Source organism: Rhizobium sp. A37_96 (assembly GCF_053521765.1).
Genome location: NZ_JBNWDS010000005.1, coordinates 22,879 through 46,919, shown reverse-complemented (window position 1 = coordinate 46,919; position 24,041 = coordinate 22,879). Strand labels below are relative to the sequence as shown.

Genomic DNA, 24,041 nt, shown 5'->3' with positions numbered 1-24,041 from the left:
ACTTCGCCGAACGAGGCGGGACCGATCGGTCCGGCCGCTCCAGTAAGGCAAGTCCACTCCAGAGGCGGCCCAGTGCCGTCTTCTCCTCGGATCGACCGCTCGCGGCAGCCCGCCGATCTTCGGAGGATTTTCATGTCTGCCTTTACCGCTGCAGAACCTGCAGCCGCAGCAACCCATAATATCTCGCTCTATCGCGCGATCTGGCGCTGGCATTTTTTCGCCGGCCTGCTCGTCATACCTTTCATGCTCAATCTGGCGATCACGGGATCGCTCTATCTCTTCAAGGATCAGATTGCCGATATCTTCTACTCGCATCGCTATCTCGTCACTAAGACCGGTATGATGCTGCAGCCGCAAGAGATCGCCGATTCGGCGCTTGCGGCCTTTCCCGGTGCTCGCGCCACCTCCTATCATGAAGCATCGGCAGCGAACCGCTCGGCCTGGGTGACGGTGTCCAAGGATGGCCAATCGACCATCGTCTACGTCAACCCTTATGACGGCAATATCCTGGGATCGGTCGGCTCGAAGCAGGAGTTTAGCTGGGTCGTCAAGCGCATCCACAGCCTCGAATACTTCGGGGAGTGGACCAATCGCCTCATCGAGATCGTTGCAGGCTTTGCCCTCGTCCTCGTGGTGACCGGCATCTATCTCTGGTGGCCGCGACAGCAGACCGGCGGCGTGTTGACGGTTCGCGGCAACCCGTCGCGGCGCGTCTTCTGGCGCGACCTGCATGCCGTGACGGGAGCGCTTGCCGGCATTCTGATCTTCTTCCTCGCCTTCAGCGGCATGCCTTGGTCCGGCTATTGGGGTGCCAACGTCAATGCCTGGCTGACCGCCCATGATCTGGGCACGCCGGCAGCGCTGTGGGACGAGGTTCCGAAATCGACGAAAGTCACGCAGGATGTCGTCAGCCGGGCCGGCTGGGTGGTCGAGAACGCCCCGGTTCCGCTGTCCGATATCGCGGCAGCACAATCGGCGAAACCGCTCGGCCTGAACAAGGCCGTCGACATCATGCACGGTTTGGGCATGGTTTCCGGTTCCGATCTCGCAATTCCGACCGACGAAACCGGCGTCTATACCGCAAACCACTATTTCGGCGATCTCGGCAAGGAGAGGACCGTTCATATCGACCAATATTCCGGCAAGCCGCTGGTCGATATTTCCTACGATCAATATCCGGCGCTCGGCCGGGTAATCGAGTGGGGCATCAACATCCACCAGGGACAGGAATGGGGGCTCTTCAACCAGCTCCTGATGCTGGCCGCTTGCCTGGCAATCGTCCTGTGCTGCGTCACGGCTGCGGCCATGTGGTGGAAGCGCAGGCCGGCCGGCCGCCTCGGCGTGCCGCCGATGCCGCCGCAGAAGTCAGTCTATATCGGACTATGGCTCATCGCCATCCTCTTCGGCGTGGCCTTCCCGCTGACGGGGGCCGCCATCGTCGCGATGCTGCTCCTCGACCAGCTCGTGCTCCGCTTCGTGCCGCCGCTCAGGCGCTTCTTTTCCTGACGGGATCGGGCGGAGCCTGGCGCTTCGCCCGCCCGCTTCCTTTTCTGGATCAAGGATATCGATCGTGTTGAAACGCTTTTTTGCTCTTGCCGCCTTCGGGCTGGCATCCCTGCTTTCCTCCATTGCCCTTGCCGACGACATCACGATCGGCAGCCTTATAATTTCCGCGCCCTATGTTCGCGCAATGGTGCCCGGAGCACCTGTCGGCGGCGGCTACCTGACTGTCGCCAATACGGGGGATAGCGACGACCGGCTGGTCGCGGTCAGCTCTCCGCGCGCCGCAACGGTCCAGATTCACGAGATGAAGATGGACAATGACGTCATGGTCATGCGCGAGCTGCCCGATGGCCTGCCCATACCGGCGGGCAAGACCGTCGAGCTGAAGCCCGGCGGCTATCATGTGATGTTCATGAAAGTCGCCGAGCCCTTCCTTCAGGGCCAGATCGTCAGGACGACACTCAAATTCGAAAAGGCCGGCGCGGTCGAAGTCGATTTCCCGGTGGGATCGATAGCGGCGAACAAGCCCGGCGCAGATGCGAAAGCCGGCGACGGCATGCCCGACATGAAGGGCATGAACATGAACGAGGGACACTCCACCGGCGATCCGCAAAACGATATTCCGGCAACAATGAAGGCGATGTTCGAAACGCCGGAGAAGCCGCTCGCAATTCGGCCAATCGTCGGCCACGGAGACTGGGCGGTGGCAGGGTGGGTGCAGGATGGTCGCGGCGGCCGTGCCCTCTTAAAGAAAAGCCATGGCGGATGGGTCGTCCATCTTTGCAGTGGCGATAGCCTGAAAGACGCGGACGCGCTGCAAAAGATCGGCCTGACGCGGGATGACGCACAGGCCATTGCAGCCGATCTCTCCATCGCCGAAGCCAAGCTCGACGCTAGGACATTGGCTCTGCTTTCGAGCTTCGAGGGGACGGTGATGATGGATCATGCCGACGCTACCCATGCGGGAGGCGACCATGCCGGCCATAACAAGTGATGCCATCGGCCGCACCGACAGACATGCGACATATGGATTGCTCGCGTGCATGAAGCCGCTCGCCATCGGCTCGCTTCTGCCGCTTGCCGGCTGCAACATGGTCGTCCTCGCCCCATCCGGCGACATCGCCGTCCAGCAACGCAATCTCATCGCGATCTCGACGGTTCTGATGCTGCTCATCATCGTGCCGGTGATTGCGCTGACCCTGTTCTTTGCCTGGAAGTACCGTCAGTCGAACACGGCCGCAATCTATGAGCCCGACTGGCATCACTCGACGAAGCTCGAACTCATCATCTGGTCGGCGCCGCTTGCCATCATCATCGCGCTTGGCGCGGTGACATGGATCAGCACGCACCGGCTCGATCCATATCGGCCGCTCGATCGCATCGACGCGTCGAGGCCCCTTCCCGCAAATACCAAGCCATTGAATGTCGAGGTGGTGGCGCTGGACTGGAAATGGTTGTTTCTCTATCCGGACCTGGGGATCGCGACGGTCAATGAACTCGCAGCTCCGATCGATACCCCGATCGACTTCAAGATTACGGCCTCATCGATCATGAATTCGTTTTTCGTGCCGGCCCTGGCCGGTCAGATCTATGCCATGCCCGGCATGGAAACCAAGCTGCACGCGGTCATCAACCATGTCGGCGAGTATCAGGGTTTTTCCGCCAATTACAGCGGCGCCGGCTTCTCGAACATGCGCTTTCGCTTCCACGGCCTCAATCAGGCCGATTTCGACGCCTGGGTGCAGAAAGCGCGGGCGCAGGGCAGCTCCTTCGGCCGCGCCGAATATCTGAGGCTCGAGCAACCGAGCGAGAAGGAGCCGGTCCGATATTTCTCCCATGTCGATCCGCAGCTCTATGACGCCATCCTCAACATGTGCGTCGACCAGTCGAAGATGTGCGTGAACGAGATGATGCGCATCGACGCGAACGGCGGCGGCGGGCGGGAAGGCATCAACAACGTCGTTCGCCTGGCAAACAAAGGCAATCCCGGGAGCAAAACGCCGGAGCGCCCGGCAAAACCTTTCGTTGCCGCACTTTGCACGCCGACAGGAACCGGACCTGGCGGCAGCGTCGAGACCATTGCGGCCCCACTCCCCAAGACCCAGATCGACTAGTCCCGGCACGCCCAACAAGGAGACATCCCATGTCAAACAGACACCGCTTTGCCACAATGGCAGTCGCCCTGACGCTGGTCGTCGGCGCGGCGGCCATAGGCTACGCGACGTTCCTGGTGATGCCGAAGGTGCGGGCCGCGGGAAACGTCGGTGCAGCGTTCACGCTCACGGACGATCACGGCGAGCCGATCACCGAAAAGGCGCTTTCGGGACATCCCTCGCTCGTCTATTTCGGCTACACGCATTGCCCCGATGTCTGCCCGACCACGCTCTATGATATGGCAGGCTGGCTCAAGACGCTCGGACCCCAGGCGGACAAGCTGAAGGCCTACTTCTTCTCCGTCGATCCCGAGCGCGATACGCCCGAAATCATGCACAGCTACACCGGCAACTTCACCGACCGGATCACTGGCATAACGGGCAGCCCTGAGGAGATGCAGAAGGCCATCAAAGGTTGGCGCATCTATGCCAAGAAAGTTCCCGGTGCGGATGGCGGATATACGATGGATCATACCGCATCCGTCCTGCTCGTCGATGCCGGCGGCAATCTGAGGGGCACGATCGCCTACCAGGAAAATACCGATGTCGCGCTGCAGAAGATCCGAAATCTGCTGCAGCAGGAATAATCCGTGACCTTCGATGTCAACGGAGAATGAGAATTCCGTTTGGCGCAGCCGCCGGCGGGTATAGGCGATCGACCGATCGCCATCGCACGGTCCGCAGGCTTTCTGCGGATCATCAACATGAGAGGAAACCAGACATGCCCCCGATCAAGAAAAAGCTTCTCGCTGCTGCCGCACTCAGCCTCGCCTTTGCCGGCCAGGCCATGGCGCATGCTCATTTGAAGACAGCCGTTCCGGCGGCCGACAGTACGGTAAAGGCAGCACCGTCCGAACTCGACCTGACCTTTTCCGAAGGGCTCAACCTGAAATTCAGCGGCGTCAAGATTACCGGGCCCAACAAGGCGGCCGTCAAGACCGGCGAAGCCATGCTGATGGACAAGGACGCGACGCTGATGGTCCCCGTCGCCGACAAGCTTACGCCCGGCAAATATACCGTCGAATGGCATGCGCTCTCTACGGACGGCCACAAGACCAACGGAACCTACAGTTTCACAATCACGCCCTGATCGCCCCGAAGCCGCCCGCGACCATGCGGGCGGCTGCCCAAAGGATGATCTCACCTTAAAAAGGCCGCCACTTGAAATCACTCATCAAAAGCTCGCTAAAAATCATCGGTACTCTTTCCAACATCAACCGAATTTTTGCAGCAGAGACCTCTGGCTGATGGGATAAGCCCTTACTATCGAACTCGCGTTTGTGAACCTGTTCAAAACCTTCGTATAAAACCAATGTCAAAGGGACAATACCATGGCTGACGACAAGTGGTGTCCCTTCCCGCACGGAGAATACAGAGCTGCTTCATAGCACACCCATGTCAGGTCGCCTTTCGACATCGCCGTCGGTCCGCGTATCCTTTTTCGTCTCGGCCTCGTCTTGAGAGTGACTTGCCGCCCAAATTGGTGGTCGGCAACTCCAGGACGCAGGAGATCGGCGAAATGGCAAGTAAACAAAGCGAAGCGAACAAGAAGCACTACGAGACTATCGCAGCCCACGCGCGGAGTGGCGAACAACTGCCGCCCGAGGAAGAGGCCGCCTGGAACGACGCCGAATGGACGAAGCTGACGGCCGAACCGGGTGGCGTTGACTTTCTGGAGGTGGATGTCGGCGATAAGCCGGCGCTTTGGATCGTCCCGAAAGGCGCAGCGCTTGACCGAGTCATCCTATACATTCACGGGGGTGGATTTGTAGGCGGCTCGATCTACACCCACCGAAAGATGATCGCGCATCTCGCCAAGGCGACTGGTTGCCGAGCCCTCGCGATGAGCTACGACTTTGTTTACCAGGGGCGGTACTATCCCGCTCAGCGCAATCAGGCCGTTGATGTCTATCGCTGGCTGCTGGATCAGGGCATCGAGCCTGATCATATCGCAGGCGCCGGGGATTCAGCCGGCGCTGCAATTCTTTTTGGCGCGCTTCTGGTGTCGCGCGATCGGGGACTGCCGCTTCCGGCTGCGATCATGAGCATCTCTGGCTGGTACGACATGACGGCAAGCGGCGCGAGCTATCGGTCGAACAGCCAGAAGGATCTCTTCTTCCAAAGGGAAACGGTCCAGTGGCTGGCCGGCATGGTGCTCGCGGGGGCAGACCCACGCGATCCCTATGCGAGCCCGCTCTTCGCAGATGTCACCGGCTTCCCACCGATCTTCCTGCAGGCTGGCGGTGATGAAACACTGCTCGACGATAGCCGCGTCTTTGCCGAGCGCGCCAGAGCTGCCGGCGTCGACGTAAGGGTCGATGTGTTTCCTCAGATGCTTCATTCTTTCCAGATGATGGCCGGCCGCGCGCCGGAAGCGGACGATGCAATCGCCAGGTTCGCCGTGTGGGTAAGGCCTAAGCTCGGGCTGCCCGGGGCAGAAAGCAACGCCTCGTGATTGTAGCGAGGCACAAAGCCGGCGAACGGGATTTCCTTTGCTTTGTCGGCTCGGGTACGATGAAGGCGACGAGGGAGCTTGCGACAAAGGTTGCAGCTCCTTGGGCGATCTTGGATGGATAAATCATGAAGTATCAACCGCGCGTCGAATCCACCGGTCTCTTCGATGTCCGATATGCTGCTTTTCTGAAGACGGTCTCGCATCTGCGCGGCCAGCTTCATCGCTATTGCACGCGCATGACAGGCTCGGCCATGGATGGCGAGGATATCATGCAGGACGCCCTATTCGAGGCCTATCGCAAAGTCGATCAGCTGGAAGATCCGCGAGCTTTACAGGGGTGGCTGTTCCGTATTGCACACAATCGCTGTATCGACTTTCTGCGCAATCGCAAAGCCCGGAAGCGGGCCGAGGCGAATTATGCGGAGGAGAAGATCATCCTGCCGGTCGAGGCCGCCGGTTTCGGCGCTCGCCGGGCGATCGAGCGCCTTGTCATCCATCTACCACCGAAGGAGCGAGCCTGCGTTCTGCTCAAAGATGTGTTCGACTATTCGCTGGACGAGATTGCCGAATTGGTCGGTTCAACTGTCGGCGGCGTCAAATCGGCGCTCAATCGTGGCCGAACAAAGCTCGCCTTCTTGCCTGCATCATCCTCAGTGCCTCTGGCGGCCGTCACGCCCGATCCGCAGTTAGCGCGGCTGCTTGACCGCTATGTCGATCTGTTCAATCAACGCGACTGGGACGGCATTCGTGCGCTTGCAAGCGCTGACGCAAGATTGCGCGTGTCCGATTGCTTCAATGGCCTGCTGGCCGACTCACCCTATTTCGTCGAGTTCGAGCGTGCCCAAACGCCCTGGCGGCTCGACATCGGCGAGGTCGAAGGCGAGATGGTGCTGATCGTTCTTTTCGAGAGGCACGATGGCTGGATTCCGACCTACCCCGTGCGCGTGCACGTTCGAGATGGTTTGATCGACGCAATTACCGATTACTACGCCTGCCCATGGTTGTTGCCGGCGGCGGACAACGTTCGCGTCAATGGCCGCCCGATTTTCGATAGCACCGAGAAAGGCCCATAGTGGGCGTCCGCCGCATCGATTGTCTTAATAGGATGTCGCGAAATGAAAGTCAGGGTGAAAAGACGCAGAACTCAACATTCTTGTAGCTGAGCGCAGGCTTGTTCGTGTCCGCCGGAGGCCTGTTGACAAGCCGTTTCTTGCCCGCCTCGAAGAATTCCTTCTTCCAGCTATATTGGAGGCTCTCGGCGATCTCCTCACGGCTGCATCGCGGCGGGGATCTCCTTGATCGTCTTCACGGCCGCCGACATCTGCGGCCTGGATTTCTGTCTCATCTTAGCTTCCTCTGATTGAGCCACGATGAGCCGAAAATCCTCTCTTCTCAATTATATCGGTTCTGTCTCAAAGGCGATGATCCGGGAGAATACCTGCTGACCATGCCACCATCTGCACCGTGTCGGCGGGCATAACTTCGCTGGATGTCTTTGCCCGCGACTGTCGTCTTCTAGAAACGAATGGTGGGTTCGTTCGATGTGCGGTTTTGGCGGCAAGGGTATCTGAGAGCTGTTCGCAGCGGAGAAGGCCTATCTTCATTCCCACAAAAGCGTTTGGGAGAATGGGATCAAGCTCACTTCAACATGCTGACGCCACTAATGACGGCCGCATAGTCGAGGCGGTGCAAGCTCGTTATTCCATCCGATTTCCTGACATGCGCTCTTGCTTGTTCTCCTGCAGGCCAGGTGCGGTTGTGATCAGCCTTGCATTCCGCTGGCCCCGCAGATGGATCCAAAGCCAACTCCACGCAACGGAAAAACGACTTCTCGTTCCGATAAGAAAAAATATATGCACCCCGCCCCATATCCACCATGCGAGCCAGCCCGTCATTGCGATCCGGCCGAAGTCGATCACCGCTGCTCGCTTGCCGATCGTAGCGAGGCTTCCCTGGTCTTTGTATATGAATGGCTTTCGGTCCCCACTTCCGGCCAGCCGGTTGCGGACTAGGTGGGCGATATATTTCCCCTGCTGCTTCGCGGCCGGTGCAACGCCGGGCACCGGTCTGCCGTCGGGTCGTGTGGCACAGGCCGTATCACCGATGACAAACACGTCGGCTCTACCCGGGACCTCAAGATACTCGTTCACGATAACTCGCCCGGCCTTGTCCGCCGGGACTTTCAGCCATCCGGCCGCATCGGAAGCCTTGACGCCTGCAGCCCACAGAATAGTCCGGCAGGAGATGATCCGCCCGCCGACCGTGATGCGCTTTGCCTCGCAGTTTGTCACCGGCTGACCGGTGAGAACTTCCACGCCGCGCCTCGCGAGGGCGTTCTCCGTATACCGGCTCAGCCTCTCCGGGAAGCTTCCGAGCACGCGCGGCCCAGCCTCAAGCAGAAGTACCCTGGCGCTTCGGATGTCGATGTTCCTGAATTCCCGCGCGACCGGTCCGTTCCGGATCTCTGCGATCATGCCGGCGAGCTCCACGCCGGTTGGCCCACCGCCGATGACAGCGAACGTCATCAACGCGTTGCGTTCATCGAGATCACGCTCGATCTCCGCTTGCTCGAAGGCGAGAAGAATGTGTCGGCGGATACTCAACGCATCTTCTATGGTTTTTAGACCAGGAGCGACACCCTCCCACTCGTCATGCCCGAAGTAGGCGTGGGTTGCTCCAGTCGCGATTACCAGAGTGTCGTAAGGGATCGCATTGCCATCCGCCAAAAGAACGGTCTTCGCAATACCATCTACGCTCACAACCTCACCCAGCACCGTAGACACGTCTCTGCGATCGCGAAACAGGCGACGGATGGGCCACGCAATGTCGGCTGGGGAGAGGATGGATGTCGCGACCTGGTAGAGGAGCGGCTGGAATAGATGATGATTACGACGATCGACGAGCGTAATTTCGGCATCGACACCCTTTAGCGAGTGCACCAGCGCCGTTCCTCCGAAGCCGGCTCCCACGACAACGACTCTATGCGATACCATCTCATGTTCTCCTATACCGGCTTGATGAGGTGTTGAGGACGATCGCGAATACGAGATGCGCGGCGGCGAGCGTTATCAGCGTGAGCACTTCCGACAGCCTCGCGCCAGGCTGGCCGACATCGACCTCTGCCCGCGGCACGGCGATCGTTTCAGGCCGAGTGCTGTTGACACGCGTGAGGTCGGCGGAAGCAACCGTGAGTGCAGCCTCCGTCGAATGGATGACCGCAGCGAACTGCGGGCTTCTCAGCCCAGCGATCACGTCTTCCCTCTTCACGGTATCGCCGACACCTGCATTCATCTTCAGGATGAGCCCCGACACGCGTGGACTGATGTCCACACGATCGGCCAATACCCTCCCCTGGACGACCAATTGCGGCGGCAGAGTTGCAAACCGGAGAAGTGCGCCGAGCATGCCGAGGCACGAAAGGGCTACGAGCAGGCGAACAAGCCTTACCAATAGTTCAGCCTTCTGTTGAAACTTCACCACTCAAGGGGAGGCCAGGAAGTCGATGCCCGTAACGGCGCTGGATGACTTTGCCACGTCGGGATCCACGCTGGCGCGGCCTGGGTTTGTCTGCGTGACCATTTCCCCGGCCCGCGTCAGAATGTACGGTTTCATATGCGCGGCATGGGTCAGGATCCAGAACTGCTTTGCCGCAATGGCCGCGAAGACCTGATTGGCCACATCGGAAGGTTCCATGGCATGCGAGGATTTCATCGCATCCGCATCTGGAGAGGCGCTTGTCGTTTCGGATTTCATGATGTTGGTCTTCACCAAGGCCGGGCAGAGAACAGAAACGCCGACGCCGGCGCGGCTAGCGACCAGTTCACGATAAAGAGTTTCGGATAGCCCGACCACGGCATGCTTGCTCGCGACGTAGGCGGAGGCCGCCGGTATGGTCACCAGCCCCGCTGCCGATGCGGTGTTGACGATATGGCCGGATTTGCGCTGGCGCAGACCGGGCAGAAAGACAAGCAGGCCGTTGATGACACCACCGACATTGATATCGAACATGCGCCTCCAGTCCGCTTCGCTGTGATCCCATGTCAGTGCGAGCTTGGTTATGCCGGCATTGTTTGCGACAAGCCATGGATCTCCCAAGACTTCTGTCGTCCGGTCATGAAGCCTCTGAATGTCGGCAAGCCTGCTGACGTCGGTTGCGACTGTCAGAGTTTCCGCACCAGCCGCTTCAACGACTTTGCGCGCCTCGTCCAGCCTTTCCGGGTTGAGGTCGGCCAACGCGACCTTCATGCCTTGCCGTGCAGCCTCAAGGGCGAGCGCAAGGCCGATGCCGCTCGCGCCGCCCGTAATGACTGCGACCTTGCCCGAAAGGCTTTCTTTTGAATTCTGCGTCATATTGCGCGCCCCATGCGTTTCGATGCCGCGCAGGGTAAGACTTGCCGTCAATGATGGAAGTTAGCCGTATGTGAGATGATCACGTCCTAACGTCGCTTGACGTTAGTCGCCGTCATGCTCTCTCGCATTGCAGTTCAAAAACGATTATTGACGGCGTCATCTTCGCAATAAAAAATCCGCCGTACGGAGGGACGTCCATGGACCCGAGATCCGAGCCTGCACCTTCATTGATACGACGCCAGATGGAGCTGATCCGCAGGAGCCCGGCCTTTGACGGCTCCGACCGTTTGATCGCGTTGCTCGAGTTCATTGTAGAGGAAACATTGGAGGGACGCGGCCGGAAGCTCAAGGAAGCCGTGATCGGTAACGCGGTCTATCAACGCGACCCTCCTTATGATCCCCGTGTGGATTCGACGGTGCGCGTCGAAGTCCGGCGCTTGCGCAGGAAGCTCGACGAACATTTCGCTGAGCACGGAATCGATGATCCGGTCATCATCGAAATCCCGACCGGGACCTACACGCCCGTGTTCGGAACTGCCCGCTCGCCTATCATATCTACGGGTCAGGCAAACCTGCAGGGGATCTTCAAGCCGGGGCCCGGCACCATTATTGTTGTCCTCCCGGTCCGGCCTTTGTCGGACGACATCGCGCTACGCGAATGTGCCGAACAACTCACCGAGGAACTGATCTTCGCGTTTGGGTCTGAGCCAGGCATCAGCGTTCCGTCAAGGACGACTACCTACAATTATGCAACCAGCGCTAGGTCCCTGTCCGAGCTCGTGGGGGAATTCGGAGCGGATGCGGTCGTGCAGGGTACACTTTTGGAACAGGCAGGCGCGATCCGCGCCACGCTTGAGATCTCCGATGCCAGAGGCATCATCGTGTCGTCCGACCGGTTCGAAGAGGCATCATCGGATCGCGCCTCGCTGCCGGCAAGGGTCGCGACAACGCTGGTCAGCCGGGTCCGTTTTGATAGTACCAAGATGCGATCGCGGCGGATTAGTCCCGGGCCGGCCGCGGTTGATACTCATTCGAAAATTTATCGGGCTCGCCAGTTGCTCGACCGGCAGACTCCGGAACATATCAGGGAAGCCCTCGCGATCTTTTCCGAGGTCGCTGACACGGCTCCAGACTACGCGCGTGGGCATTCAGGCGTAGCGGACTGTTACTGCGATCTCTTTCGGATCGGCATTATCGACAGTGATACCGCGCTGTCGAACGCGAGAAAGGCAGTCACCCGCGCCCTGGAGATCGATCCAGAATCCGTCGAGGCCTACACGGCGCTCGCCACGATACAGGCATGGCTCGAGCGCGACCGCAGGGCGGCGGAGGAAAGCTTTCAGTCTGCCCTTGCGCTGGGGCGTAACGCCAGAGCAGCGCGCCTTTACGGCTCCTACCTCACGATCCTCGGCTTTCCCGACGAAGCGGAACGCATGTTCCGTGAGGCGCGCCGCATCGAACCCTTCTCCCGGCAGCAGGACATCACAGAAGCGATGAGCCGCTTTCAGTCCCGCAACTTCGGCAGCATGACCGATTCAACGTCCCCGATCGAAAGGCGCAACAAGCCGCCGGAGGCCCTCTTCTATCTGGCTCTCGGCAATCATTTCGGCGGTAACGCTGACGGCGCCACAGCGTATGCCGAACCTCTCGGCCACCTGCTCGCGACCAATCCCCAGATCGTCTTTGCAGACGCCGAACTCGAGGCATGGCTGGGACGTCCGGGCCGGGCTTCGCACATGCTAAGGGCTGGGAACACCAAGGCCAGCCATTTCGCACATGCGTCACTTGCTTGCTCCATTGGCGATGCCGAGGCGGTTTTCGCCCATCTTGCCTTCGCGCTCGACGGCAGGGAGCTCGCAACGGTCTGGCTTCGGACGGATATCCGCTTCGACTTCGTTCGCTCGACAGGTGAGTTCAAGGAGATCCTGCGAAGACTCGAGGCCCTGAGATTATCCTGATCTTGCGGCCTAACTGATCTCACGGTTAGTCGGAAGGCTGCCTCACTTCCGGACTTGTAGCCGTCACCCTATCGTGCGCCCACCGATCAACGGAGGCGTAGGATGTGAGCCAGAACAGCCAATACCGCAGCGCGGACCTTATCGTCGACCGCATCCACGGGGTGCTTGGGCACTACCCGGGATATCGGACCCTCCACGCCGACGGGCGACTCTACAAGGGTGTTTTCAAGGCCTATGAAGCCGCGCGGCGCTTCACGCGCGCGGTCCACCTGCAGGGCCGGGAGCTGCCGGTCTCCGTGCGCTTCTCGAAGGGCGGAGGCAATCCTCACGCCTTCTTCAATGCCACAGTTGGCATGGCGACGCGCTTTTATCTCCATGACGGGCGGGTAACCAATCTGGTCATGCTGAGCCAGAAGCTCTTTTTCGCCAATACCGTCGAGCAGTTCGTCGAGCTCGTTAATTCGGCACAACCGTCCGCGCCCGGCATCGGCGTCAACAAGGCGGGCCTCGACGCCTTCCTGGCCGTCAATCCCAACGTCATGAACGTGTTCCGAATGCGCGCGGAGGCTTTGGCTCCCGTAAGCTTCGGAAACACCGAGTTCCATGCTGTCCACGTTTTCCGCTACGTCAATGCGAATGACGAGGTCAGCCATGTGCGCTGCCACTGGGTCCCCATCGATGGCGTAAAGGGTCAGCCCCCGGAATTTTTAACGCACGAGAGCATCGATATCCTGTTCACGGAGATGGCAACGCGACTACAGGCAGGACCGGTGGAATTCGAGCTCGAGATCGAATTGGGTGAGCCGGGCGATCCTATCAACGATGCGACGGCATTGTGGCCCGAGGACAGGGAGCGCGTCCGGATCGGCCGCCTGTCGGTCACCGCGCCCACAAGCGAAGAGGAAATCGGCGATCGCCTGATGAATCACGATCCCACAATGCTTGTGGATGGCATCGAGGCCACGGACGACCCCATCCTGCAAATCAGGCGCGGCGTCTACGAGGCATCCGCCGCGCAGCGCAGCGGCGGATGGCAGGCCGCAAAACCCAAGCTCGAAGGTTAAATCCATGGGGCGTCGCAATCTTGAGCATATGCGCGCCGTCGATGAGGCATGGAATCTGCGGTGCTGGGCCGATTATGCCGCACTCCTCGACGACAACCTTGCCGCCTGGATGTCCGGTGATGCCGAACCACATGGCAAGACCGAGCATATCCTGAGAGCACAGCGGTTCTGCGCGATGTACCCGGATAGCCGCGTGGAAGAACAATACCTTGAACTTATCCTCAGCCTCGACGGCCAGAAGACCTGTTCGGTGGCGGTGCTGTCCGGCTCGTCTCCCGCATCTTTCCAGGTCACCTTCGCGGTGATCTGCAGATGGCATGACGGCCGCATCGTGGAACAGCGTGAGTATTTCGACCGCGAACTGTTCGAAAAGCAGCTCAGCTATCCAACCCAGAAAACGGAGAGCAATCATGACTGAAAACGTCCCGCCATTGGAAGAACGCATGAAGATGGCACAGCCGGTCACCCAGCAACCGGACGGCCCCGGAAAGCGCATCGGAAGGAGGGGTGAGCTGACTATCATCGGTGACGTCTCTCCCGGCGGAGCCAAGCTCTTCCGCGAACGACTGCCGCAGTTCCAGGCTGAAGCGGCCTATTGGGAGAGCCGCGTCGGCACTGTCCAGGATTTCCGTGGCTTTCTTTTCGACAACGATACGCGCTACATGCTGACGGTCGTCTATGACGGCGACTTCAAGCCCTATCTCGTCGATATCGCGACGCAGGCACATCCATGGCTCGACGCACTCGCCGAGGGCGTGCTCGCCGAGTATCCGGGCATCAACACTCCCGAAGCGGCGAAATGGGTCGAGGAAAGGCTCGTTTCCGCCGAGTTCTTCTACGTCAGCAATCCTGACGTGACGGCTCGGGACATCAGCAAGATGAAGAAGCTTTCCAAAGCGGTGAGCGACATGCTCGATGCGGCTGGGTAAGGCGATGGCTCATAACTTGCAACTCCACGACATCCAAGGGACGGTTCTTCGGAACCGCCCCATGCCCTATTTCGGCAGCTATCTGCTCTTCACGATCCACGAGCAGGCGGCGGCGCGTGAGCTGCTGAAACGGCTGGCACCACGCATCACATCCGCCGCGGATTGGGATAATCCGCCGGAGAATGCCTGGATCAACGTTGTTTTCTCCTATTCCGGCCTGAGCAAGCTGGTGCGGAACAAGGAGGACCTCGCAGGCTTCCCGCTCGAGTTTCGCCAGGGAATGGCCGCACGCAGCCAGTACCTCGGCGATGTCGGCAATGGCGCGCCCGAGCACTGGGATCTGCCGCATGGCGGCAACGGTTTCGACGTCGGGCTTCTCGTGATGGCCGGAAGCCCTGATCTGAAGGAAGAGAAGCTCGCTATAGGCCACGCTGCTCTTCAAGGATTAAGCGGCATTGAGCTCGTTGCACGCCTCGATGTCGGGGTGCCGACGACAATGCGCGAACATTTCGGTTATGTAGACGGAATCAGCAGACCATTTATCGAGGGACAGGGTGGAGAGCCTTTGCCCGGCCAGGATGTTGTCAAGGCTGGCGAATTCGTCCTGGGCTACGAGAACGAACTCGGCGTTCATGCCGCCATCGAAGGACCTGAAGAACTCTGGCGGAACGGCACTTTCGTCGCCATCCGCAAAATTCGCCAGGACGTCGCCGCGTTTCGGGAATTCCTCGCCGATTCTGGCCCCGATGCTTCCGCGCGAGAGTTGGTTGCAGCGAAAATGATGGGGCGCTGGAGAAGCGGAGCGCCGCTCGCCCTTTCGCCCGATAAAGACGACATTGCGCTTGCCAGGGATCCGCTCCGCAACAACGATTTCCGCTATGCCGACGATGACCTCGATGGCCGGCGCACGCCCGTCGGAAGCCATATCCGAAGGCTCAATCCGCGCGACGCTTTACGGGATTCCCTGACACAGGTCAGGCTTCATCGAGTCATGCGGCGCGGCTTTTCTTATGGCCCAGAACTCGCAGACGATGCGATGTCGGACGACGGAATCGACCGTGGTATCGTGCTCGCGATCATCAACGCTGATCCGGGTCGGCAGTTCGAGTTCGTCCAGGCGCAATGGGTGAACGATGGCGACTTCATCTCACAGGGGAATCGTTCTGATCCGATCGCGGGTCGGCGCGACCGCGCCGACGACTACCAGTATCCCGCCTTACCGGCGCGCAAGCACTTTGCCCGCCTGAAGGAGTTCACTACGACGCGCGGAGGGGAACATGTGTTTCTTCCAGGACTTGGCGGGTTGAAATGGCTGCTTGAACAATAACTTGACACGGAAGGAACTTAGATCCCCGTCACTCACGTTGACCGGAAAAGCCTTCACAAATGCTAAGATGATGCTCACGAGCGTTGAATTCTACACTGAATTCACCCCGATTGCCGTTTCGCGATGACCCATAATTTCCCTCGAAATATCCAGATATTCCATTGGCTTGTCTGTGCCGAGCAAGGTCATCGTCAAGCGGAAAGAAGGGTCAAATCAGGGAGGAATTCAACAGGCTGAGTTCTATAGGCACGTTCAGATTCATCTTTGGCGGATCGGCTCCCCAATCTCTCCGGCCGCAACGCTCCGACACTCCGGAACATTTGATACAGTTAGAAGTTAGAACTCAGAGGTAGCGCCTCAGCAGCCTTGGATGTCATGGATCGCTGTTCTTGTGATTATCGTGGTCGCGGCTCTCACCTGGGGCTTCTGGCCCCATTCCAACACCATCTCTTCTAACGCCCCGGCCCAGACGACCACACAGCAGCCTGCCACCGCAACGCCGCCGGCCACCGCCCCCGCTCAGCAATAGCGAAGGTCTACCGGGATAAGGAGGAACCTATGACAAAGCATGACAAATCGCCTGTAGCGAGCGCATCGGATGGAAAGCATGCCTCCAAGAGCAATGCCGGCGCATACGAGCGTGGCGCAAATGCCGGGAAACAAAAGGACACGGGTGATGGGAACCCATATCCCGAAGGAAGCAGCGCCGCCAAGTCGTTCGAACACGGACAACTAGACGCCCAAAAGGTCAGAAGCAGCGACAAACCGCCCGGGCGATAAGATGGCAAGAACCATTCAACATCCTCGTCGAGAAATTCGACAGCGGTCAGTTGCGCGATCTAGCCAATTTCATCCCTGATATAGGCCCTCCGCCCGGAGGACTGCAGCATTGGTTCCTGCATCTTTCGGCTCGGCTAATTCGAGAAATACGCTTCCGATATCGACGATCTACATACGCCCCGTTCATCAGATCGATCCCTGCGGCTGAACAGCACGGAAGCGGAGAGCGCGGGCTCGACTTCCATCGGTTTCTTGCTTTCTGAATGTTCACGCCCTTTCTTGGCGCTGGATTGGGACGTGCGCTACTTTGCTTGCCCCCTGTCTCGTCGGCGGGGCTTTTTTTACCTTCGCGCTCCTGCTATTTCTCGCGGCAGGAATCGCGCGTCCCGGCAGACTGACGCGGTCGCATCGGCAAGATTTTGCCATCATTTTTGTCGGCAAAGCAAACGGCGATCGCAGACCCTCGCTCGGACCTTTCAAGGAACCGTGAGATAATTATGAGGCGTGCAGGGCTCTCGCGCGAGACGATGCGCACCCTTACCGGATCATCCACGCCGGACGCTTCGCTATGGTAAAAAGAGTTGCGATGGTTCATTCGAACTTCTGGCACCTATCGCCAGGACGAAGGTCGGAAGGCTTGTGCGCAATTGCACTGACGTTGAGTCAATCATGTGAAAACGCCCCGGACAGCCGATATATCTCGGGAACGGCGCCGTCATGAGCCTACTTCATCGACGTATCTTGTAGAGGCGCTCGCGACGGACATGATCAATGGCAACCGCAGCGATCAAGATAATACCGACCACGATGGTGTTGTACTGGGGCGGAACTGCCGCGACGATCAGTGCGTTGTCGATTTCCGAGAGCAGGATCGCTCCGACGGCAACGCCAGTTATGCTTCCCAGGCCCCCCAGGAGACTAATGCCACCGATCAAGACAGCGGTAACGACGGAGAGAGTGACATTTGCCCCGCCCGCAGAGACCTGGCCGCTGCCAACGCGCGCGGCGTAGATGATGCCGGCCAGCGCGCCAGTCGCGCCGCCCAGCACGTAGAGGACCGTCTCGATACGCGCGACCCTCAGCCCGTTGGCAACAGCGGCCTTCCGGTTGCCGCCAACCGCCCTGACCTCGACCCCGAATGGTGTGCGCTCAAGCAGGAACCAGAAGATCAGACCTATTATGACGGCATACATCGCGATGAAGGGTAAGCCGAAAAAGGAGCCCTGACCCAGATGCTGAAAGTCTTTGGGTAGCGGCACGATGTCCTGGCCGTCGGTAATCTGCACGCAAAGGCCGGTGATGATGAAATATGTCCCAAGTGTCGCGATGATCGGCGGCACGTGCAAGCGCGCAACGACCTGGCTGTTGATGTAGCCGGCGGCTACACCCACACCCAGACCGCCCAGAACAGCCAATGGCCACGGAACCCCGGCAACCTGCATCAGCCAGGCGGCCGAGATACCCCCTAAGGTAAATACCGAGCCGACAGAGAAATCGAGACCGCCGCCAATCATAAGCAGCGATGCCCCGCATCCCATCACGAAGTAGATGACAGCAGCCCGGACAATGTCAGTAAGGTTTCCGACGTTTAGAAAATTCGGATTGCGGAGCGACGTGGCGATGGCAATCGCCAATATGACGAGAATAAGCGTCAGTTCTGAGCGTAGGAACGTTTCAGCGGAAAAACGACGCCTGCGTTTTTCATCGTTGTCAGTTACGGTCATCGTCATTGCGTACCCGCGTTGGCTGTGGAAGCTGTGATCGTCCCTGTAATCATGCCGACGATCTCGTCGTGGCTCGTCGCACCGCGCAGACAGGTTGCGACAGTGTTCCCTAGCCGCATGACGGTGATGCGATCCGCGTGGGCAAAGACGAATTCCAGATCGTGGCTGATACAGATGACAGTCTTTCCCTGACCTCGAAGCTCGTCAAGGATTTCGCCGACATGGGCGGTCTCGCGTACACCAAGCGCAGCTGTCGGCTCGTCCAGGAGAATGATTGGAAGATTCATGCGCACCGCTCGCGCTATCGCAACGATCTGTCGTTCGCCCCCCGAAAGCAGCCCGATCTGGGTTCGAACAGAACCGACCCGGATCTTGAGCTCGCAGAGAACCTCTGTCGCTTCTCTCTCCATTCTTCTGCGATCAAGAATGAACCGCCTTTTTCGCGGGATCGCCCCGAGCGCCATATTGGTCGCAATGTCGAGACATTCGACCAGGGCCAAATCCTGGTGAACGACAGCGATGCCGTGTCGATGCGCTTGCGATGCATCGCGCATGCTGGTTTCAACGCCGTTGATCCGCAATTCACCGGCATCGGGTTGGTGGATCCCTGCCAACACTTTCAATGTCGTTGATTTTCCTGCACCATTGTCCCCGACGATGAAGTGCGCCTCGCCAGGAAAGGCAGCGATATCGACATTGGTGAGCGCTCGTACCTGGCCAAACGACTTGCCGATCGCCTTGAGTTCCAGAGCTGGCGTCCCCGACATAGAGGGAACAATTCCCATTCGCTGCGAAAAGCCACTCATTGCCAGCCCTTGTCGAGATAGGCTTGAATCCCATCGGCGGAAAACATCTGCACGCCAACGTCAAGTTGCTCCGGGACTGTTTTGCCGTCATTGAGATCGACCACCGAGTCCACCACCTGCTTGCCGGCGGTGCAAAGGTCTTGAAGCATCAATTTGTAGACAGTGCCGTCCGCAAGTCCTTCACGGCCCCCGCCCGCGGTTCCATTGGCAACAAACACTACCTTCCCGACGAGATCCTTCGCGCGAATGGCTGAGGTTGCGCCCTGCGTCGCCGTTCCCATGTGCGAAGCGATGACGTTGATCTCCGGATGCGCCGTCAGCAATGCATTGGCTTGATCGAGAGCCTTCGCGGGATCATCGTTCGTGTAAATGACGGCGACCACTTTAACATTCTTTGTCTTGGCTGCAGCCGCTGTGAACGCGTCGGAAAACGCTTTTCCAACTCCCGTGGGTCCTTGCACCATGAGGCCGACATTTTGCTCCCCGTCGCGCTCTGCTATCGCCTCTGCGAATATCTCTCCGACCCGGCCGAAGTTTGCGCCGACATTCACGTCAGCGCCGGAGGCCTTGCCGCCGGCGCCATAAAGCGTTGCCGTCTTGATACCGGCGTCGCGGGCCTGCTGAAGAATTGGTGCGAAGCCATCGCTCGCCGGAAAGGTGATGATGGCGCCAGGGGAATTTGCGATGCCTTGCTGGATCTGCTGGATCATCACGGTTGCGTTCAGGGCACCGGTTGGGCCTGATTCCGTTTCCGCAACATTCTTTGCCTTCGCTTCCTGAGCAATACAATCGCCGATCAACCGCCAGGCTGGATATTGTGGAAGCGGATTTACGAACAAAATCGATTTTAGCGGTGCGGCAAAACTGGCGTTGAGCGGCGCTCCGGCGAGCACAAGGCTGGCTGCAGTTGACAGGGCTAGGCGCATCAACAGCTTACACTTCGGTTGGTTTGGCATGTAATCCTCCTTCGCTCGGGCGCGCTCCTCCAGCGGCCTCTACATTTCCTCTCTATCCGCGCCGCATGTCAATAACTAATTCAGTCTGACTTAATTTTTATCGAAGCAGGGAGAGGTCGACCGAATTCGCCATCGCCCGGTAGCCGGCATCGTTCGGATGAATATGATCACCTGAATCATACTCCGGCAGCAGCCGCGCAGGATGAGAGGGATCGCGCAACACCGTGTCGAAATCGAGGATACTGTCGGCTCCGCTTTTCGTTCGAATCCATTGATTGACCGCTTGTCGGATGCGTTCCTTGTCCAGCGTGTAATAGCCACCATGCGGCAATCGCGGCAAGGTGCCTTCGAACGGGGTTATCGTTCCAAGCCAGATCTTCGGCCCCGCCAGTCTGACCCTTGCGATGGCCTGATTGAGACCGGCGATGATCTCCGCGGCAGACACCGCCTCCTCCGGTCCGGCCAGAACCGTATTGGGCCAGACGATATCGTTAATGCCCTCAAGGAGGATGACATGCGATACAGCTCTAAGGCTGAAGACGTCGCGATCAAGCCGCGCCAGCAATAGGTCTCCGCGCCGACTGTGTAAGAGGCGATTTCCGCCAATACCCTGATTGAGCACAGCGACGTTCTGCAACTCGGGTACGTTCTGGAGCCTTTCGGCAAGAATATCTGGCCAGCGCCGGTCGGTATCGACAGACGAGCAGAAGCCGTCCGTTATGGAATCGCCGATACAAACGATCGCCCGCGCCTGCGGAACCGAATGGGTCTGGATGGAAGAGAGCAGGTAGTGGCTCGTTGTCGTTTGCTGAACGATAATCTGCTCGGCGCCGACGAAGTTGCCAGGCACCGAAATATACGCCGTCTGTTGCGCTTCCAGGTGATGGGTAGTCACCGGCACGAAACCCGAACTGTAATAGCTGACGGCAACGCGCGAAAGCGGGCTGGTCGCCATCTCAATCGGATCGCTGAAACAAGGAGCACCGGGATAGATTTTCGTCGTTCCGACGCCGCCAAATGTTACCGGTTGCATCGTCAACGGCTCGACGCGCCCACCCTCACCCGCTCGCGCAACATGGACTGCGTCAAGCGTTATCGGTGTCGCACCGAATTCGTTGCTGAAGCGCAGAACGAGATGTGTTCCACCCAGAGTTAAACGAGCAATCTCACGAACGGTTTGGCCGTAGAAGCCTGATAATGGCGCGTCGGGCCCCCAGGCTGTCATCGGAGCCGCGGTCCAGGAGGTTATCCACTGTCGAGTCAAACTGTAATCCTCGCAACAAAACGCCGACTAAAACTTGACCTCGCGCGAACGTCAATAGATAAGTCACTGTGGATTAATAATCCTAACTCAGCGTTCGATAGAAATAGGCGGTAGAGGGTGACAGGGCATATTCCAGGGGCAACAGTATTGCGGCGATTGCCGTTCGAAAGCGTTGTCGTCAGCCCCGGTTCCAACCACGTCGCGCTGCGTGCAGCCAACGAACGGCTCGTCCTGTCCCTGATCCGTTCCCACGGCGAACTCTCAAAGGCACAGATCGCAGAGCTCTCGGGCTTAACTGCGCAAACCGCCTCGGTGATATCAAGGAGCCTCATCGAGGCAGGTCTCCTGATCGCCGGCAACCCGGTACGCGGCAGGGTCGGGCAGCCTTATGTGCCATTGCGACTGAACCCGCAGGGAGCGATGTTTTTCGGCCTTCACGTCGGGACAAAGAAAGCTTGTCTTGCGCTCGTCGATTTCACGGGACATGTGATAACGGAAACATCCGTTGCGCGCGGCACGGCAAATCTTTCGGACGTTATAGCGTTTGCTCGACAGGCCGTCGAAGAGATTCGAACGGGTTTCAATTCTGAGCGAAATGCCCGCATCCAGGGCCTGGGGGCTTCAATTGCATCGGGTGCCTTGCGGATGGGTTCGGACCCCGCGTCGTGGCTTGAGATCGATGATGCCTTTGCAGCCTTTGGTCAGGACATTGGCGTAACGACCTATGTTTCCAATGATGCGGTCGCTGCTTGCAGTGCTGAGCAGATTTACGGCCTGGGTGGCGGACTGTCCGATTTTGTGTACGTTTTTGTTGACGAATCGGTCAGCGGCGGCTTGGTCCACGACGGTCGAATCCATTTTTCGCGAGATGGTTCCGGTGCGAACCTGGGAAAGGTTCTCGTGCCAAACGCCGATGCCAAAATGGTTCCGCTGAGATCGCTTGCCTCTGTCGTGCGGAAAAAGAAACTCCTATCGAAAGACCTGGAGCTGCTGGCGCGCGGGATTGCCTTTGCGACTTATTCGGCGTCTGCAGTTGTCAGCTATTCTGCCGTAATCGTCGACGGCGCAATTTCGAGCGAGTATATCAGCCGTCTGTGCGCCCTATTACGCACTTTGCTTGGCGAAATCGACGGGAGGAGCTCGACGCCGCTCATCGTTCGGGAAGGCTCTCACACGCGCAAAGCAGCAGCACTCGGTGCGGCTTGCCTTCCCCTAGCAGATCGCTTTTATCCCGAGGCGCCTTCGAACAGGTCCAGTTCCGACTGACTTTTGTGCAACGGAAGTCGATAACTGTATGGGTAGGTCTTGAACCGTAGATGGCATCTCGGTCCTCGATAGAGTTTGAACTGCCGGCCGGGACGCTGTGGTGATCATCGTCAGCATTCGAAGCGAAGAGGTGCACGAGGGCCATCATTCCGCAGCTTGAGCGCAGAGCTTTCAAGGATTGATCCAATCCATGGGGCCGTCTTATGCCGCTGGTTTGGAAATTCTATGATGAATTCTTTGGGATAACGGCCGGCTTGCATGTTGCCGCCCTGACGGGCCGCAGAACTGGGACGAATGGAAGACGCGCGGACCGCAGACCATGACTCGTTGAGGCGAATGGCATTGGCGTACCGCCTAGAGCAATATGCGACGACCGCCTTCAGCAGCCCGTTCGATGGCATCGATGATGCGATGGAGGGCCACGGCGTCCTCGAAGCGCGGTGTCGTGCGTGTTCCATGACGCAGGTCGTGCGCCATCGCGGTATAGACGCGGGCAACGTTTCCCACTTCTACGTCTTCCGGCCAACTGTTGCGATAGCTCTCCGGCACCTCCAAAGGACGAAAGACTTTTTCCTCAGCCCTCGAGCCTCGAAGAGAGAGCTGGACCATCTGCATGTGGCCGGAAGAGCCGGAAACGCGGATGTCGCCTTCCGTGCCGTTGATCTCCCAGAAGAGGCCGTCGCCATCGCGTGGTGCGCCTCCGCGAAAATGCAGCGACAGAGGCGCGTCGTTTGCCAGAACACCGGATACGAGAACCTGATCCGGCGCGGTCCCGGGAAGAACCTCCCCCGTATCGAGAACCCGCGCCGTAGGGCGCCGGGTCGCCAGTACGGCGGAAATCGCTGAAACTGTGCCGAGCACGCTGGTCAGCGCCGACAAGGTGTGACCGACCGGGATCGTCAGCATGGTGGCGCCATTGGCGCGATCCAACAGATATCCATAGGTCTTCTTGTCGGGGATCGTTCCGCCCCCCTGCAAGGCGCCACCCCAGGCAACGATCGTCGTGGACAGGACATCCCCGACGAAGCCGTCCGCGACAAGGTGCTTAAGATATTGGATTTCCGGCGCGAAGGGCGCCTGCGTGCCCACGACGCCGACAATGCCTTTCGCGCGCGCCAACGCAGCCATCTCCTCCGCCTCGGCCATGCCATTGCCGAGCGGCCATTCGCAATAGACGTGTTTGCCTACCCCGATCGCCGCCTTCACGAGCTCGAAATGCGGTGGCACTTTCACCGCCACGGTGACGATGTCGACATCGGGCGCTGCGATCAACTCGGCCGCGTTGTCGAATGCCCGTGCGATCCCGGTCTCTGCAGCGGCAGCTTCGGCGCTCACCCGGCTGGTGTTCGCGATCCCCGCGATATCGAAAGTGTCGGAGAGTGCCTGCAACGCCGGAATATGGGAGCGCGCCGCCCAACTCCGGCCGGGCTGCACGCCGATGATGCCGACACGAAGACGCTGGAATAACATGATGTTTCGCCTTTCTGGACTGCGTTCCGCGCTGGC

General features: G+C 59.1%; 21 protein-coding genes. 13 read left to right on the top strand and 8 right to left on the bottom strand.

Going from position 1 to position 24,041, the window contains the following annotated elements:
- Positions 1-132 precede the first annotated feature (132 nt).
- From ACQZ6J_RS15825 to ACQZ6J_RS15795, 7 genes are all read left to right on the top strand, one after another.
- Positions 133-1,506: a PepSY-associated TM helix domain-containing protein gene (locus ACQZ6J_RS15825; RefSeq protein ID WP_449084751.1), complete on the top strand. Its 1,374-nt coding sequence runs from the start codon at positions 133-135 to the stop codon at positions 1,504-1,506.
- Positions 1,507-1,570: 64 nt separating this feature from the next.
- Complete coding sequence (locus tag ACQZ6J_RS15820) at positions 1,571-2,497, top strand: copper uptake system-associated protein (RefSeq protein ID WP_449084750.1); 927 nt, start codon at positions 1,571-1,573, stop codon at positions 2,495-2,497.
- A 49-nt stretch (positions 2,498-2,546) separates the two neighbouring features.
- Positions 2,547-3,617 (top strand): ubiquinol oxidase subunit II, encoded by a 1,071-nt coding sequence (gene cyoA, locus ACQZ6J_RS15815; RefSeq protein WP_449084960.1) that lies wholly within the window; start codon positions 2,547-2,549, stop codon positions 3,615-3,617.
- 29 nt (positions 3,618-3,646) lie between these two features.
- Positions 3,647-4,243 carry an SCO family protein gene (locus ACQZ6J_RS15810; RefSeq protein WP_449084749.1) on the top strand — a complete coding sequence of 199 codons (597 nt, stop codon included), beginning with the start codon at positions 3,647-3,649 and terminating at the stop codon, positions 4,241-4,243.
- Between the two features lie 134 nt (positions 4,244-4,377).
- Complete coding sequence (gene copC / locus ACQZ6J_RS15805) at positions 4,378-4,746, top strand: copper homeostasis periplasmic binding protein CopC (protein ID WP_449084748.1); 369 nt, start codon at positions 4,378-4,380, stop codon at positions 4,744-4,746.
- A gap of 393 nt (positions 4,747-5,139) precedes the next feature.
- Positions 5,140-6,111, top strand: coding sequence for an alpha/beta hydrolase (locus tag ACQZ6J_RS15800; RefSeq protein ID WP_449084959.1), 972 nt, complete (start codon positions 5,140-5,142; stop codon positions 6,109-6,111).
- Between the two features lie 125 nt (positions 6,112-6,236).
- Entirely contained in the window at positions 6,237-7,184 is a 948-nt protein-coding gene (locus ACQZ6J_RS15795) for a sigma-70 family RNA polymerase sigma factor (RefSeq protein WP_449084747.1), read from the top strand.
- Positions 7,185-7,808: 624 nt separating this feature from the next.
- On the opposite strand, the gene ACQZ6J_RS15790 is transcribed toward ACQZ6J_RS15795, so the two are convergent.
- Genes ACQZ6J_RS15790 through ACQZ6J_RS15780 form a run of 3 tightly spaced genes read right to left on the bottom strand, consistent with a single transcriptional unit; the run spans position 7,809 to position 10,461 of the window.
- Positions 7,809-9,104 carry an NAD(P)/FAD-dependent oxidoreductase gene (locus tag ACQZ6J_RS15790; protein ID WP_449084746.1) on the bottom strand — a complete coding sequence of 432 codons (1,296 nt, stop codon included), beginning with the start codon at positions 9,102-9,104 and terminating at the stop codon, positions 7,809-7,811.
- 1 nt (position 9,105) lies between these two features.
- Complete coding sequence (locus ACQZ6J_RS15785; RefSeq protein ID WP_449084745.1) at positions 9,106-9,561, bottom strand: hypothetical protein; 456 nt, start codon at positions 9,559-9,561, stop codon at positions 9,106-9,108.
- Between the two features lie 30 nt (positions 9,562-9,591).
- Positions 9,592-10,461, bottom strand: coding sequence for an SDR family NAD(P)-dependent oxidoreductase (locus ACQZ6J_RS15780; protein WP_449084744.1), 870 nt, complete (start codon positions 10,459-10,461; stop codon positions 9,592-9,594).
- A 197-nt stretch (positions 10,462-10,658) separates the two neighbouring features.
- Between ACQZ6J_RS15780 and ACQZ6J_RS15775 the strand changes: the two genes are divergently transcribed.
- The 5 genes from ACQZ6J_RS15775 (at position 10,659) to ACQZ6J_RS15755 (ending at position 15,739) form a co-directional block, all read left to right on the top strand.
- Positions 10,659-12,419, top strand: coding sequence for a hypothetical protein (locus ACQZ6J_RS15775; RefSeq protein ID WP_449084743.1), 1,761 nt, complete (start codon positions 10,659-10,661; stop codon positions 12,417-12,419).
- A gap of 104 nt (positions 12,420-12,523) precedes the next feature.
- Positions 12,524-13,483, top strand: a complete 960-nt coding sequence (locus ACQZ6J_RS15770; RefSeq protein ID WP_449084742.1) for a catalase — start codon at positions 12,524-12,526, stop codon at positions 13,481-13,483.
- Between the two features lie 28 nt (positions 13,484-13,511).
- Positions 13,512-13,901 carry an ester cyclase gene (locus ACQZ6J_RS15765; RefSeq protein WP_449084741.1) on the top strand — a complete coding sequence of 130 codons (390 nt, stop codon included), beginning with the start codon at positions 13,512-13,514 and terminating at the stop codon, positions 13,899-13,901.
- Positions 13,894-14,412 carry a hypothetical protein gene (locus tag ACQZ6J_RS15760; protein WP_449084740.1) on the top strand — a complete coding sequence of 173 codons (519 nt, stop codon included), beginning with the start codon at positions 13,894-13,896 and terminating at the stop codon, positions 14,410-14,412. Before ACQZ6J_RS15765 ends, ACQZ6J_RS15760 begins: the two co-directional genes overlap by 8 nt.
- Positions 14,399-15,739, top strand: a complete 1,341-nt coding sequence (locus ACQZ6J_RS15755; RefSeq protein WP_449084739.1) for a Dyp-type peroxidase — start codon at positions 14,399-14,401, stop codon at positions 15,737-15,739. Before ACQZ6J_RS15760 ends, ACQZ6J_RS15755 begins: the two co-directional genes overlap by 14 nt.
- Before the next feature lie 1,508 nt (positions 15,740-17,247).
- Here the strand turns inward: ACQZ6J_RS15755 and ACQZ6J_RS15750 are convergent.
- From ACQZ6J_RS15750 to ACQZ6J_RS15735, 4 genes are all read right to left on the bottom strand, one after another.
- Positions 17,248-18,249: an ABC transporter permease gene (locus tag ACQZ6J_RS15750; RefSeq protein WP_449084738.1), complete on the bottom strand. Its 1,002-nt coding sequence runs from the start codon at positions 18,247-18,249 to the stop codon at positions 17,248-17,250.
- Positions 18,246-19,049: an ATP-binding cassette domain-containing protein gene (locus tag ACQZ6J_RS15745; protein ID WP_449084737.1), complete on the bottom strand. Its 804-nt coding sequence runs from the start codon at positions 19,047-19,049 to the stop codon at positions 18,246-18,248. The genes ACQZ6J_RS15750 and ACQZ6J_RS15745 overlap by 4 nt, the downstream gene beginning before the upstream one ends.
- Entirely contained in the window at positions 19,046-20,005 is a 960-nt protein-coding gene (locus ACQZ6J_RS15740) for a sugar ABC transporter substrate-binding protein (RefSeq protein WP_449084736.1), read from the bottom strand. Before ACQZ6J_RS15740 ends, ACQZ6J_RS15745 begins: the two co-directional genes overlap by 4 nt.
- Positions 20,006-20,102: 97 nt before the next feature.
- A complete protein-coding gene (locus ACQZ6J_RS15735) occupies positions 20,103-21,230 on the bottom strand; it encodes an SGNH/GDSL hydrolase family protein (protein WP_449084735.1) in 1,128 nt (375 codons plus the stop codon).
- Positions 21,231-21,386: 156 nt separating this feature from the next.
- Here ACQZ6J_RS15735 and ACQZ6J_RS15730 point away from each other — a divergent pair, with 156 nt between their 5' ends.
- Entirely contained in the window at positions 21,387-22,535 is a 1,149-nt protein-coding gene (locus tag ACQZ6J_RS15730; RefSeq protein ID WP_163991191.1) for an ROK family protein, read from the top strand.
- A gap of 354 nt (positions 22,536-22,889) precedes the next feature.
- Here the strand turns inward: ACQZ6J_RS15730 and ACQZ6J_RS15725 are convergent, their stop codons facing one another.
- The gene (locus ACQZ6J_RS15725; RefSeq protein WP_449084734.1) at positions 22,890-24,005 is read right to left on the bottom strand and encodes a Gfo/Idh/MocA family protein; all 1,116 of its coding nucleotides are present in this window, start codon (positions 24,003-24,005) and stop codon (positions 22,890-22,892) included.
- Positions 24,006-24,041 lie beyond the last annotated feature (36 nt).